Consider the following 13,832-nt stretch of genomic DNA (forward strand, 5'->3'; position numbering starts at 1 on the left):
AATAAGTCGGTTTTGCGCAATAAGCTTTTAGCTAACACATCTGCTACTTTTTTTTTTTATGCTTTTATTGCCAACGATATGACCGTATTGGTCGTTGTATTGTTTAAAATCATCAATGCTGGCACTAATCACCGCAATCGCTTCTTGGTAGCGAATCGCAGTGTGCCAGGCTTGTTCCAGAAATAAATCAAAACCATGTTTATTGGCTAACCCTGTTAAGCTGTCTTGAGCGGTTAACAAAGTTAATAAATCGCGCTGACGTTTTAACTCGATATGATTTTTGATGCGTGCTTGCACAATTGCGGGGCGGTAAGGTTTGGTGACATAATCGACCGCGCCTAAGGCCAAACCTTGTTGCTCTTCCTCTTCGCTAGCATGGGCCGTGACAAACATAACCGGAATGTCACGGGTAATCTCATTAGCGGCTAAGTACTTGAAAACATCATAACCGCTTAAGTCGCCTAAACCTATATCGAGTAAAATTAAGTCTGGCTGCACTAACAGTGCGCGCTTGAGGGCTTGTTCGCCATTAACCGCCACCATAATGTCATAATGGTCATGTAAAATGCCGTCTAACATACGGATATTAATTAAATCATCATCGACGATTAAAATTTTGGCCGGGGCAGTCAGTAACGTAGCAAATTCTCCTTGTAAACTAGACATGGCCTAGGCTACCTCGCAAAAAGAAGAAATGACACGATTACGCCCTTGCTTTTTAGCCTCAAACAACAGCTTATCAGCGGCTTCTAGCGTTTCTGTTGCAGAACCTGTTTGCGCGTTGGGTTTAATGCTAAGCACCCCTAAACTTAACGTCACGCACTGGTAGTCTGAGAATTCGTGAGTTATGCCTAGTTGACACACCGCTAAACGCAAACTTTCTGCTACTTTTTTCAGCGCCGTGAATATCGGTTTTCGGCAAAACACAAACAAACTCTTCTCCACCATAACGTGCTAATAAATCGGTATCGCGGCTTAAGGTGTTATGCATGGTTTTAGCAACAAGCTTTAAACACTCGTCGCCTGCAACATGACCATAATTGTCGTTGTATTTTTTGAAATAATCGATATCAATAAAAATAATCGCCAAGTTATCTTGATAACGCGCGGCACGTTGCCATTCCCGTTCTAAAAAGACTTCTAAACTGCGTCGATTAGGGATGCCGGTTAATGCATCTATACTGCTTAAGCTATCCAGCCTATCACGTTTAAGTTTTAGCTCTAGGTGATTACGCAGTCGAACTTGAATAATCGCAGGGCGATAAGGTTTAGTAATGTAATCAACCGCACCTAGCTCTAAGCCTTTGCGTTCATCTTCTTCATCGGTTAATGAGGTAATAAAAATGACAGGGATATTGCGCGTGATTTCATTAGACATTAACTGCCGACAAATCTCATAACCATCCATACCTTTCATTTGAATGTCGAGCAAGATTAAATCTGGGTGTGGATAACTCATGGCGCGCTGTAACGCTTGCTCGCCATTTAAAGCGACACTAATTTCGTAATGTTCTTGCAACATACCATCTAACATGCGCAAGTTTATAGGTTCATCGTCTACAATCAATAATTTAGAGCGCGTTTTCATGGGCTTGGCTCATCACTCAGTTCGGTTAATGCATTTTTGATTGCTAGCAATGTTTGAGTTGCTGCTTCAAAGTCAAAATGTTCGATTTCCATTTCTAATCGTTGCAATTGCTCTTCCTGCCGTGTCCCTAAACACGCTCGAATACTCACTAACAACTCGGAGGCTCTGGGTTTGCCTTCTTTTAAATGATTAGCGAGGGTGTTTAATAGGGGTAATAATTTATCCAGCTCAAATTCAGAGTCTTCGTTAGCGACTGACTTAGTGTTAGTAATCGTTAACGATAAATTCATCAGTGCATTCATAATAAAGTGAAACTGGTTTTCAAATTCGAGAAATAGTTCCGCTTTATTTTCACCTTGTTTCAACGCGGTATCCAGTCGGGTAGCGCTATCAAACAAGTCAACCATCCCCAAATTGCCTGACACGCCTTTGATAGCATGAATCATGCGCTGTGCCAACTCAATTTTACCATCAGCCAATGCATTGCCAATATGCTCCACAGTTCGGCTATGTTCACGGGTAAATTCTAATAATAATTTTTTATACAGTGTCGCATTTTGCCGTAACCGCGCCAATCCTGCCACCAAATCTATGCCGGGTATATAAGGCGGTAATTCGTCTTGTAATAAAGCCATATCTGTCATAACAGGCGTCAACGGTGTTTTAGGTTGATATAATTCCGACGTTGCATCAGCTAACGGCAATAGCTCGCTTAACAAGGTATGCAGTAAGTCTAAATCGATAGGCTTACTCACATGATTATTCATGCCGACAGCTAAACAGCGTTCTTTATCTCTAAACATTGCATTAGCTGTCATGGCAATAATCGGCAATTCCTTGGCATTATAACGTTTGCGGATTAACTTAGTTGCCTCGTAGCCATCCATGACTGGCATTTGTATATCCATTAATACCAAGTCAAACGCTTCTGTTGTTACTAAGCGTACTGCTTCCTGACCATTACCAACGACTTGAACGGTTAGGCCTAGAGTTTCTAACAATTCTTTCATTAATTGTTGGTTTATCACATTTGTCTTCGACTAATAATAGACTACCTTTTAATTTTGGCTGAGTAGATTCGCTAGTTTTATTGCTGGCGCGTTTTAATGCTGCAATTTGCTTCTGATGTGCTGCTTTATACGCCAGTAATTTCGCCGTTCCTTGCTGGCCTAATGCCTCTATCACCGCATGATGTAATTGTGCCGCCAAGAGTGGTTTGATTAATACGCCTGTTAAATTAAGCGATTCAGCGGTGGCCAGCATCTCTTCATCGGCTGAGGCAGGTAACATCATAATGACCGGCACTTGCTTTAATTCCGGAATCAGGGTCAGTTTAGGCAGCAGCTCAAAGCCATTATCTGCTAGTGGTTGTGCGCCGGTAAGCTGCGCATCGATAAGCAATAAATCAATACGCGTTTTGCTGAGTACTGTTTTGAGTTCAGCCAATAAGACAGGGCTGCTCATTAAGCCATGAACATTTAAATTCAACGCGGCTAGCATCGCACTAATGGCTTTGCTGGCTCTTGCATTGTCGTTGATGAACAATAGGTTTTTACCCGATAGCTTATCGATGCCTATCATGCGTTTTGGCTCATGTTTATGCTGTAAGCCAAAACGTGCACTAAAATAAAATTCGCTGCCTATGCCAAGTTTACTGCGTACGCCAATTTCCCCTGACATTAACTCAACTAAACGCTTACAAATCGTTAAGCCTAAACCAGTCCCGCCATAGCGGCGAGTAGTTGACGTATCGGCTTGCGAAAACGATTGAAATAACACACTCAGTTGTCGCTCGGAAATACCGATGCCGGTATCGCTGATAGCAAAATTTAATACCGCTTCATCGCTACTGACGGCGACTAAAGACACCGAAATGACGACTTCACCACGCTCAGTAAATTTAAGCGCATTAGACGTCAAATTGATAAGTATTTGCCCTAAACGCAATGCATCACCCATCAACGCCTGCGGGACTGAGGGCAAACATTCGATAATTAATTCAATTCGTTTTTCTTCAGCCTTAAGCGCGAATAAATTAACCACTTGACTTAACACAATATCCAACTCAAAAGGGTGGCGTTCTAAGGCCATTTTACCGGCTTCGATTTTAGATAAGTCTAAAATATCATTGACAATACTGAGTAAATGTTCAGATGCTGACTTAATGTTCGCTAAATGCGTGCGTTGTTTATCACTTAACTTTGTGCGTGCCAATAAATAACCCAGGCCGATAACAGAATTTATCGGCGTGCGTATTTCGTGGCTCATATTGGCTAGAAAGTCGCTTTTAGCTTGGTTAGCGGATTCTGCTTGCTCTTTTGCTAATTTAAGCTCAATGGTTCGTTGTTTAATCTCGGATTCTAATAGCTCTCTTTGTCGGCATAATTTATTATCACGCAAGCGAATTTCATCTAACATAAAATTGAAATTACCGATAAGCGTTGCGATTTCTTGATAAGAGCTATCAATAGTGCGTATTGAATAATCACGTTGTCTAGTGACTTTTTTCAGCCGCTTGAGTTAATTCCATCAACGGTAAACTAATAGAACGGCTTAAACGCAGACCAAACCAAACCGCTATGGTTACGCTTAACATGGCCACTAATATCCCCAGCAATAAAGCGATGCCCCATTTAAGCCAAATCGTATAAGTATCCGCATACATCCTAACGAGCCCTAGTATTTCGCCGCCTTTAGCAATAGGGCGTTGTATTTCTATCTGCATAGGCAAAACTAAGCCTAATATGGATTTTAGCGTTGCTTGTGATAAATCTATATCTTTAACTTGCGGGGTAGAATAGCTAGCAAATAGGTGGTTTTCAGCATCGTAAATAAATGCGGCGCTAATTTCAGGTGCTGATTGCAATCCCATTAATGTCGTTGCAGCGCTTTCGCTATCTTTAAACGCTAGCGCGGCCTGGGTATTTTGGCTAATCACATGCGCTAAGCTCTGCAATTGGTTTTCGGTATCGTGATAAATTCTAAATCCTACACCACAGGTAAATACGCTGGTGGTTAAAACAATAGCAATAGACGTTGTCAATACTAAAATAAGCGATAGCTGGTTGGCTAAAGAAGGTTTAGCGCTGACGTTGGCGATAATATGCTTAGCGTCTTGCTTCATTGTATGACTTGAGTAGCAAGTTTTAATAATTGACTATTAATATTTAAGCCGGCTTTCTCTGCCGCATTTAGATTAATGTCAAAACGAATTTTCTCGTCGATGAGTTTCATCTCAATCATACCGCCAGCTTGGGTAAAATCAGGTATATCACTAATACTGAGTATGGGGTCGTCGGCAATACGCGACAAAATATCAGCCACCGTACCGGCTTCGCTTTCTGCAATAAATAACACATGACAGGTATTAACTAGCGGCTGACTAATAAGTTTGATTTCTATGTCCTGTTCGTTAATACGCTTGCCGTTTAATAATTCGATATTTCCCGACAACGGGTGATTACCCAGTACGCAAATAACAAACTTACTGTCAGTCGTCGGTGGGGTAGGCCATTTAATAAACTTAGGGAAGTGATAAATAAAGCTAGCCTTTAATTGCTGTTCGCTAGGTTTATCGGCGTTAATCGCTTCGGAGGAGGTTGATGCAAAGACGCTTATCGCGCTGAGTAAAATGAGTTGTCCATAGCGGGCTAACTGGCGCGGTAAACAGATTGGTATCGTTTGCCGCCAGTACTGCCAAATGTGTTCAATGCTAAAACAAGCCATTGCAATCATGAATTTTAAGCAGGCGACATGGTTTAAAAAAGGCTTACTGTGGTTTGCAGCCAAAAAAGTCGTAGACTCTAGCGCAGGCGTACCCGGCGATAAGTCACCATTAACGTTGTTATTCATAGGATACAAATTATTCTCCGCTAAGATATTTTTAATGCTGAGTAAAAATTCTACATGTTTTTCCGGTGTATAGAGTACGCTGGCATTTAATAAATGACCACCATCGGCTCGATTACCCGTAGTCGCGTACCAATCATCATAAAATAAATAATTAATGCCTATGCGCGCTTGCTGCCAAGCTTGCCAAACCATATTTAACCGCGTGACATTATGGGGCGTCGCGCGTAATTCGCCGGTATTGGTAATATACATACTGCCTATATTTTGTTGGCTGACATCAAAGACATCGACATAAGCATGACTGACGCGAATATCAATAGGATTGAATTGATAATTTAAGCTCATCTCGAAACCTAATTGATTGATTGAGCCGGTGTTGTTTTTGAAATACCAATAATTGTTTGCACTGCCTGGCACGTCGCTACCGAGTTCAGGTAAAACCCTATTTAACGTACTGCCTCTTATCGCCCCGACATCAATAATATTAGACACACTGTTATAAAATAAAACATTATCAAAACGCCAGTGCGGATTAAGTGCTTGTTGGAACGCTAGCTCTAACGTATCGAGCTTCTCCGGTTTAATCGCTGATAAATTGGAATAACCAGGAATTTGTGCAGCATCCAGAGCATTAAAATTGCTTTCTCTAAGCAAGCCATCGTGTCTAAAGCCACCGCTGTAATTGAGTCCCACGGCGCCTCTAAAACCTTGCTGATAGGACAATCTAAATTGCCCTAACGTCCATGGCTTATAAAACAAGCCAATTCTAGGTGATAAATTATCACCCCAATGTTTATGTTGATCGAAACGTAGGCCGCCGAATACCGACAGCTTAGCATTTAAGTCATAATTATCTTCGATAAAAAAACTATAGACATTGATATTGCTTGGGTATACGAAGGTATTAGTCGATTTAAGCGTGCTTAGATTAGCAATCGTGTCAGCGGATAAGCGATTAATAATATAATTATCGCCGTTATCATTGGTTTGACCTAAGTCATAACTGTGAAACTCAGAGCCTAGCGCTAAGGTATTACCTTGCCATAACTCTTTTAAGCGCAACACCAGTTGCAAGCCATAACGCGTTTCGCGTGTGCCACCGGCAAGGGTGTTATGGTTGACAGAACGCAATGTATAGTCGTCTATGGTCGCGTCGGCTTTACTGTCTAATTCAATCTGCGGATTAAATTCAAAGCGATGGGACAAGCCTACATAGGTTAAGGCTTGTTCTAGTTGGTCTCTATCGTGGTAAAAATTGTATAAATCCCGAGTTTGGTCGACATGCATAATATCGAGGTTGATTTGCTTATAACGCCCATGCCCGATTATCGTTAAATTATCTGAGCGTTTTAAGCGATGCTCTGCATCAGCAACCACACCACCGGAATCCCCTAAAAAAGCCCGGTTGGCAGCCCAGCCTTCACGTCTTAAGAGCTGACCTTCGTAATCGCTTTGTTGTACATGGACATAGGCATCATGCGTTTCATCATTAAAGGCATATTCCATTCCACCTTTCCAGGCATTGTTTAAACCGCCACCAACGGTTAATTTCGCTTGGCTTTGATGGCAGGTTTTAACCAGTTTTTGGGCATTGCGGGTAATGATGTTAACGACGCCTAATAATGCGCCTTGTCCTAACGTTACCGAGCCAGGCCCTCGAATCACTTCAATGCGTTCAATCCAATCGAAATTATTGCTGTTTAAGATGGCATCCGGTGGGCCCATAAACCATTCGGCATTTAGGTTATGGCCGTTAATCAACATCATCACCTTAGAATTATTGTCGGCGGCTAAACCACGGAACGCGGCAATCGTATCATCTTGATCTTCGACGACAAAAATACCCTGGCACATATACCATTAAGGCTTCGCTTAATGTGCGCGCACCGCTTAACTGTAATTGCTCTCGGCTTACCACCGTCACCGAAGCCGGTTGTTTTTCTGGGTCAGTCGATACCTTAGATGCCACGTTTACATCGGTGTCGTAGAGTTGTTCAAATGGCAGCTTTAGAAGTTCATCAAAAGACGGGTCACACTCGGCTGAAATAACAGCCGAATGTGCAATCAAAATGAACAATAACAGGCAAGCAATTACTTTAGGCATAGAAACTTAATGTGCTGTCGGAAACCGGCTACCCACTTAAAGCGGGGCAGATTTAACTATAGTCAGTCGTGTTAAACCGTCATTCTGGCATGGATTGCCGGAATCCAGATTACCAGCTTAAGACGGGACAGGGCATTTAGAATGCAGGACGCCGTAAATACATCCCTGTAGGCTTGGCTGCAGCATCCCTGCTGCCGACACCTGCGTCCTAAAACGCCCTGTCCCGTCTTAAGTGCGTAGCCCCGGAATCCAGTGCCATGGATGGCAAAGTTTCAAGCACATCCTTGTGTTCTCGGCAACTGCTCCTGCGTTGCGAGGGGCAGTTGCCGAGCCGAGATGACGCTGCTCTTACTAATCAGTCGTGAGTATTATAACAATACTAACGTTATTAGACTGCGACAAAAAGCTTTATTTTGATTCAGAGTGATTAGAAGTACAAATAAATATCGATAAGCCGGTTTATTGGCCATTCCACGGCATAATAGGCACCGTAGAGATACTATTCATAGGCGAGCCTTCAATCAGCTTACGGCTAATAGCGACATACACTAAGGTATTGCGCTTTTTATCGTATAACCTAGAGACTCGGGTTTCTTTAAAGAAAATAGAGGTGTCTTCGCTGAACGCAGTTTCTTCATCTGGAAGTTTTTCCTTAATTTTTATAGGGCCGACTTGTCTACACGCCAAAGAAAAATTAGACGGGTCTTCAGCCAAGCCAAATGTACCTGCCAAACCACCAGTGCGCGCTTGGCTGATATGGCAAGCAACGCCATCAACTTTTGGGTCATCATAAGCTTGCACACACACTTTATGATTAGCGCCTACTAATTTCCATGCTGTTGTTACACAGCCAATTTCTTCAGCATGAGTGTTTGATGCGACTAATGCCAATAGTGTTAATAGTATTTTTCTCATAAGCTTTCTCTTTAGTCATATTGAATGGGTACACTACTACCCGTTGCGGCGGCCTTAAGCAAGGCTTCTAAGACTCGGCAATTATCTAACGCATCCGTCAAACTTAATAACGGCGCTTGCCTGGCTAATACCGCTGCACTGAACTGCTCGATTTGTAAACGGAAATGGTTGCTATAAGGCAGTTTTTCTACACATTGCCGACCCTCTTCTGTCCACCATGAGATAACCGGGACATCGCCAGGTAGCTGCCAAACCGTATGACAGGTGATGCCACCTTGCGTGCCGATAATCTCATATTCACAGCGTCTAGCACGAGCAAAACTATAATCAATCTGAGCAAAACACCCGTTGCCAAAATCAATAATCGCGTAAGAGACATCATCGGCACCACTCTCTACCGTGTGGGATAACGCAGTGACTGATAAGGCCGGTTGAGTAAAACAGCCGCGTGCAGAATGTACGGCATAGCAACCAATATCCCAAGTCGCGCCGCCGCCGCGTGTAACAGAATCGGCCAAACGGTATAAACGCTGTGGGCGCATCATAAATGAATAACTCGCACGCACCGAGCGCACTTCGCCAATGACGCCAGACGCCAACAATGCTTGTACTCTGGCATATTGTGGATGAAAGCGATACATAAAGCCTTCCATCACAGTGACTTGTTGTGCTTGTGCCGCCTGGGTAATCGCTTTTATGTCTGTCGCGGTTAATGCTAAAGGCTTTTCACATAACACATGTTTTTTATGGGCTATCGCTTTTAACGTCCATTCCGCATGTTCATGATTCGCTAATGGAATATAAACCGCATCGATTTCCTCATGACTTAAGATTTGTTCTGGTGTTAACGCGGTGTTTACATGGTTAAGATTAGGTGCGTAACGCTGTAACGTTTCAAGCGCCGCGCCTTCCCGACGACTGGCAATGGCTATTAATTCAGCATTAGGCGCTTCAGCAATTGCCGGTAACATACGCTCATTAATCCGAGCCGCGCCTAAAATACCCCAGCGCAATTTCGTTGCTTCACTCATTTTTATTTTCCTGTCTGTATACCATTAGGGTGCGTTCATTTATCGTCTCAGCAATGCCATGACGATGGAAAAAATGACACTGATAATCAGCATAGAAGTAATTGGCATAAAAATAAAGCTATGCTCATTTTTAATGCGAATATCACCGGGTAAACGACCAAACCAATTTAATAGCCACGGCGCATATTGCAGCGCAATTCCAATAAAAACCAAGGCTATACCTGCAATAGTGATTAACTTAGCGAATGACATATCATCTCCTTAAACTATACCAACAAAGCTTATCTTAAGCTCTGATGTAACCGGTTATTAATCATACGCAACTAACTTAGGTTTCAAAATCATCGCTATCTAATCCCGGCAATAGCAATGATGCCTCATCTTTAGGCAAAGCCTCTACTTGTCGTAATTGCCGGTCTATGGCACGGGTGCGAACTTCCGCTGCGTCTATGGTATTGCGCGCTTCGTCGAGCTTTTTCTTAGTTTTTGCTAATACATCACCAAATTTACCAAACTCAGTTTTGACTGCGCCTAACACCATCCAGACTTCACTAGAGCGTTTTTCAATTGCCAAAGTCCTAAAGCCCATTTGTAAGCTGTTTAAAATGGCCGAAAGCGTCGTCGGGCTTACTAATGTCACGCGGTAATCGCGTTGCAATATATCACTAAGACCAGGACGACGAATCACTTCGGCATATAAGCCTTCAATCGGTAAAAACAGTAAACCAAAATCTGTCGTGTAAGGTGGCTCTAAGTATTTGTCGCGGATGGCTTTGGCTTCGGCTTTGATGCGCGTTTCTAGTGCCTTGCCAGCCTCATCCATCGCCAATAAATCGCCCATATCCTGGGCTTCGGCTAGTTTTTGATAATCTTCCAACGGAAACTTGGCATCGATGGGCAACCAGACAATTGAATCGTCATGGTCGCGTCCTGGTAGTTTAATGGCAAACTCAACGCGCTCATTACTGTTGGGACGAGTGCTGACATTCTTGGCGTATTGGTCTGGGCTTAGGATTTGTTCCAGTAAGTTTTCTAACTGGACTTCACCCCAGGTGCCGCGTATTTTGACATTGGACAACACTTTTTTGAGGTCGCCCACGCCAGAGGCTAAATGACGCATTTCCCCCAAACCGTTATGGACTTGCTCCAAACGGTCGCTGACCAGTTTAAAGGATTCGCCCAGTCGTTGCTCTAAGGTGTTATGCAGCTTTTCATCAACGGTTTGCCGCATTTGTTCCAACTTTTGATTATTGTCGGTTTGAATGTGGGTTAACTTAGTTTCTACGGCTTGGCGTAAAGTCTCTAAGCTTTCGCTATTGCGTTGCGTTAATTGCTGTAACTGTCCTGCGAGTTGTTCGCCAAACTGTTGTAAGCTATTGGCTTGCTCGGTACGACCTTGACGGGCATCTTGTTGTGCTAGATTGAGTTTTTCATCAACAAGGCTGCGTAAGTTTTCCGATTGACTGCGGTGTTCTTGTTGAAAAGCGGCCAATTTATCTTCTAATGTTTGCCGAAACAACCCGGTGCTGGTTTGTAATAGCTGGTTTTGCCGCTCAATCGCCGCCGCTAATTCTTCACGGTTTTGCCTTAATGTCTCGCTAATTTCTTGTCGATTCGCGGACATTTCGAGTCGAATACTCTGTTCAAGTTTATCGTCTTTGCTTTGTGCAGCGTCAAATCTGGCTTGTAAAAGATGTGTGTGGCTGTTTAGTCGTAATACCACTAATAGCAAAACAGCCAAAATAACGAGTGCAGCGATTAACAACCATTGTTCAATTGGCATTAGAGTTCCTTAAAAAAGTGAATACCGCCTGCGGTCTATACTCTGAACGTTCATGTTCGGTTTTCTTGAGTAGGGTACGCTGTGCGTACCATTAAAAAATCGTAATAAAACTCAATGAAAAGGTACGCGTAGCTACCCTACAGTGAGCTGAAAACCCGAAAACTTAACCGTTTAAAGTATGTGTGATTACTCCGCCCGTAATAGCTTTGCGCCCTGCTGTTCATTAGCGCAATAGTCTAACCACATACGCTGATATAAGTGTTCTAACTTTGCAACATAGCCATCAATAGCGGATAAAGGCGAGGCGAGCATTTGTGCGCGTAAATCTTGCCGTCGCTCACGCCAAAATAGGTGTTGCTCGGCTAATTTTACCGCTATGTCGACATAATCACGGTCATTCTCAGCAAGCCAATTGGATTGATTTAAGCTGTGCAAAAAGCTAGCGCCCATGCGGCTGACAAAATGACTGCCTAGTAAACTAACGACCGGCACGCCCATCCATAGCGCTTGCATCGTTGTAGTACCACCGTTATACGGCGTAGGGTCTAAGGCGAAATCGATATCGCCGTATTCTTGCATCATTTGCGATAACTCGCTTGGGCCACGAAACTGAATACGCTGAGGCGCTATGCCTTGCTCAGCAAACAGTGCGCTAAAACGTTTTTGTACGTCGCTATCTTTTAATGACGGTGCTTTCAATAATAACTGAGCATTAGGTATGGCGTGTAAAACCTGCGCCCAAAGCGTCAGGGTTTTGGGTGTTAATTTCATAGCGTTATTAAACGAACCAAAGACTAATGGTGCGTGTTTAGGCCGTGCTGGCGTTAATGGATAGTCATCTACTGGTGCCCAGCAAAACACACTACCAGGCAGTTGTGCCAATCCTTCGCAGTATAGCTGTTGATGATCTGCTGGCGTAACGATAGCGTCACCGATAAGCCAATCCATCGTTGATAAACCTGTCGAATACGGATAGCCCAGAAACGTCGCTTGCACTGGCGCGGCTCTAAGAGCAAAAACACCTAACCTATGGCTAGAGGTGTGACCGGCTAAATCGATTAGTATATCGATTTGGTCATTAATAATGCTGTGCTGTAGCGTGGTGTCATCTAAATGAGCGGCGTCTAGCCAATAATCGGCACATTGCTTAGCTTTAAGCGTGTAGTCATCTTGCATCAGACCTGTGTGATAAAGGCTAACAGCAACGCGCTGAGGGTCGTGCCGCATTAAAATTGGCAATAAAAATAAATTGACAGGGTGTTGTCTATGTAAATCTCCGGTGACATAGCCTATACGCAAACGGCGATGAGGTGAACGCGGGTTATTAAACTGGCTTTTGCTAAGCGCTTTCGAGCTTACAGCCTGGGTAATCGGAGCGCATAAGCGATGATGTAACTCGCTAATTTGCTGTGGCGTTAAGTTATCTTGATATAACGCTGTCATCGCAATACTAGAGGCCAGTCGTGATAACGGGTCACCGTTATTTTGATAGGCGTTTTGCAAGGTGGCGAAATGTGCTGCTGCATCGCCCATGCGACCGTGTAGTCCGGCCTCCAGCAAGGCTAACTCAGGATGGTCGGGTTGTAAGTGTTTAATGCGGCGTAGACTCTCACGGCAAGCCCCTATCTCATAAACTTCAGCTTGAATTTTAGCCAGCGCTAGCCAGGTCGCGACATGATTAGGTCTTAAGTCTATGGCTTTTTGCAATACCGCCAGCGCTTCTTGCCAATAATTATTAGCATAGACCTTGGCGGCTAGGGTGTTTAAAAAATCCGGGTTATTGGACAGCGAGGCACGGGTAAAAGCTTTCTCAGCAGCCGCTTTATTGCCTATTCTTAACAACGCTTCACCTAAATACATCATGGAGCCGTGCCGTAGCGGGCGTAAGTCAACTAAGTGGAATAAAGCGTTTACACTGCCTTGCGCGTCTCCGGCATTTAAACGCCATACGCCTAGCCAATGTTGAGTTTCGCCCGGAATAACTTCTAACGATAGTGCGTGTGCTAAATGTGAGCTAGCTAACGACTGTTGACCAGCAAGCTCATGTAAACGAGTGAGATACAAGTGGCTTAGCCAGTCGCCAGGGCAGGCGTTAATCGCTTCGGTAAATCTTGTAATCAAGCTATCAGCATTCAGTAACACAGCACGCCCTAATACCGCGTCACCAGCCGTCGCATCTTGCCAATGATTTAGGTTTAACGCATTCAGTTGTGTTTGTCGCGAGGGCTCACAACGAACCGCTTGCCTTGCGCTGTAAGCGGCTTGCCAGTCGAGTTGCTGTTGCTTATAAGCTTCAGCGAGCTCGTACCATAACTGAGCGTTAGTAACTGCTGAGCGTAACTGATGCCAACAAGCAGCGATTGTTTCAAAAGACGGTGTCATATTGGGGACAGAGTAAATTGTTATTTATTCGTTCTTTCTTTACGCCAACCAACAGGTCTACCCACTTTTTTGGGAGTCATCCGTCGACCGCTTAAATGTTCTATTTCCGCTTTAAATTGTTCACTTCCAAGTGCCATGCTTTTATTTATCGCTAGCCTTATGTCTTGCAGTAATTTC

The 13,832-nt window shown here is 43.7% G+C and carries 13 protein-coding genes; all 13 read right to left on the bottom strand.

Annotation, left to right across the window (positions count from 1 at the left end; translation table 11 throughout):
* Positions 1-27: 27 nt before the first annotated feature.
* Positions 28-666 carry a response regulator gene (locus VZ94_RS08570; protein WP_052700361.1) on the bottom strand — a complete coding sequence of 213 codons (639 nt, stop codon included), beginning with the start codon at positions 664-666 and terminating at the stop codon, positions 28-30.
* Between the two features lie 3 nt (positions 667-669).
* On the bottom strand, positions 670-864 hold the full coding sequence (locus VZ94_RS32705; RefSeq protein ID WP_369126294.1) for a nucleotidyl cyclase domain-containing protein: 195 nt from the start codon (positions 862-864) through the stop codon (positions 670-672).
* On the bottom strand, positions 794-1,588 hold the full coding sequence (locus tag VZ94_RS08575) for a diguanylate cyclase (protein WP_204369088.1): 795 nt from the start codon (positions 1,586-1,588) through the stop codon (positions 794-796). Before VZ94_RS08575 ends, VZ94_RS32705 begins: the two co-directional genes overlap by 71 nt.
* Complete coding sequence (locus tag VZ94_RS22625) at positions 1,585-2,598, bottom strand: response regulator (RefSeq protein WP_052700362.1); 1,014 nt, start codon at positions 2,596-2,598, stop codon at positions 1,585-1,587. Before VZ94_RS22625 ends, VZ94_RS08575 begins: the two co-directional genes overlap by 4 nt.
* Positions 2,549-4,006, bottom strand: coding sequence for an ATP-binding protein (locus VZ94_RS08580; protein ID WP_052700363.1), 1,458 nt, complete (start codon positions 4,004-4,006; stop codon positions 2,549-2,551). Before VZ94_RS08580 ends, VZ94_RS22625 begins: the two co-directional genes overlap by 50 nt.
* A gap of 76 nt (positions 4,007-4,082) precedes the next feature.
* Positions 4,083-4,712 (bottom strand): CHASE sensor domain-containing protein, encoded by a 630-nt coding sequence (locus VZ94_RS08585; RefSeq protein WP_045778911.1) that lies wholly within the window; start codon positions 4,710-4,712, stop codon positions 4,083-4,085.
* Complete coding sequence (locus VZ94_RS08590; RefSeq protein ID WP_045778912.1) at positions 4,709-7,294, bottom strand: TonB-dependent receptor domain-containing protein; 2,586 nt, start codon at positions 7,292-7,294, stop codon at positions 4,709-4,711. Before VZ94_RS08590 ends, VZ94_RS08585 begins: the two co-directional genes overlap by 4 nt.
* A complete protein-coding gene (locus VZ94_RS08595) occupies positions 7,257-7,544 on the bottom strand; it encodes a hypothetical protein (RefSeq protein ID WP_045778913.1) in 288 nt (95 codons plus the stop codon). The genes VZ94_RS08590 and VZ94_RS08595 overlap by 38 nt, the downstream gene beginning before the upstream one ends.
* Before the next feature lie 459 nt (positions 7,545-8,003).
* Positions 8,004-8,459 (bottom strand): CreA family protein, encoded by a 456-nt coding sequence (locus VZ94_RS08600; protein ID WP_045778914.1) that lies wholly within the window; start codon positions 8,457-8,459, stop codon positions 8,004-8,006.
* Positions 8,460-8,470: 11 nt separating this feature from the next.
* Complete coding sequence (locus VZ94_RS08605) at positions 8,471-9,490, bottom strand: Gfo/Idh/MocA family protein (protein ID WP_045778915.1); 1,020 nt, start codon at positions 9,488-9,490, stop codon at positions 8,471-8,473.
* Positions 9,491-9,529: 39 nt separating this feature from the next.
* Complete coding sequence (locus VZ94_RS08610) at positions 9,530-9,742, bottom strand: DUF2905 domain-containing protein (protein ID WP_045778916.1); 213 nt, start codon at positions 9,740-9,742, stop codon at positions 9,530-9,532.
* 76 nt (positions 9,743-9,818) lie between these two features.
* Complete coding sequence (locus tag VZ94_RS08615) at positions 9,819-11,273, bottom strand: DNA recombination protein RmuC (RefSeq protein WP_045778917.1); 1,455 nt, start codon at positions 11,271-11,273, stop codon at positions 9,819-9,821.
* A 186-nt stretch (positions 11,274-11,459) separates the two neighbouring features.
* The gene (locus tag VZ94_RS22630; protein WP_052700364.1) at positions 11,460-13,655 is read right to left on the bottom strand and encodes an O-linked N-acetylglucosamine transferase, SPINDLY family protein; all 2,196 of its coding nucleotides are present in this window, start codon (positions 13,653-13,655) and stop codon (positions 11,460-11,462) included.
* Positions 13,656-13,832 lie beyond the last annotated feature (177 nt).

Source organism: Methylocucumis oryzae (assembly GCF_000963695.1).
Lineage (GTDB): Bacteria > Pseudomonadota > Gammaproteobacteria > Methylococcales > Methylomonadaceae > Methylovulum > Methylovulum oryzae.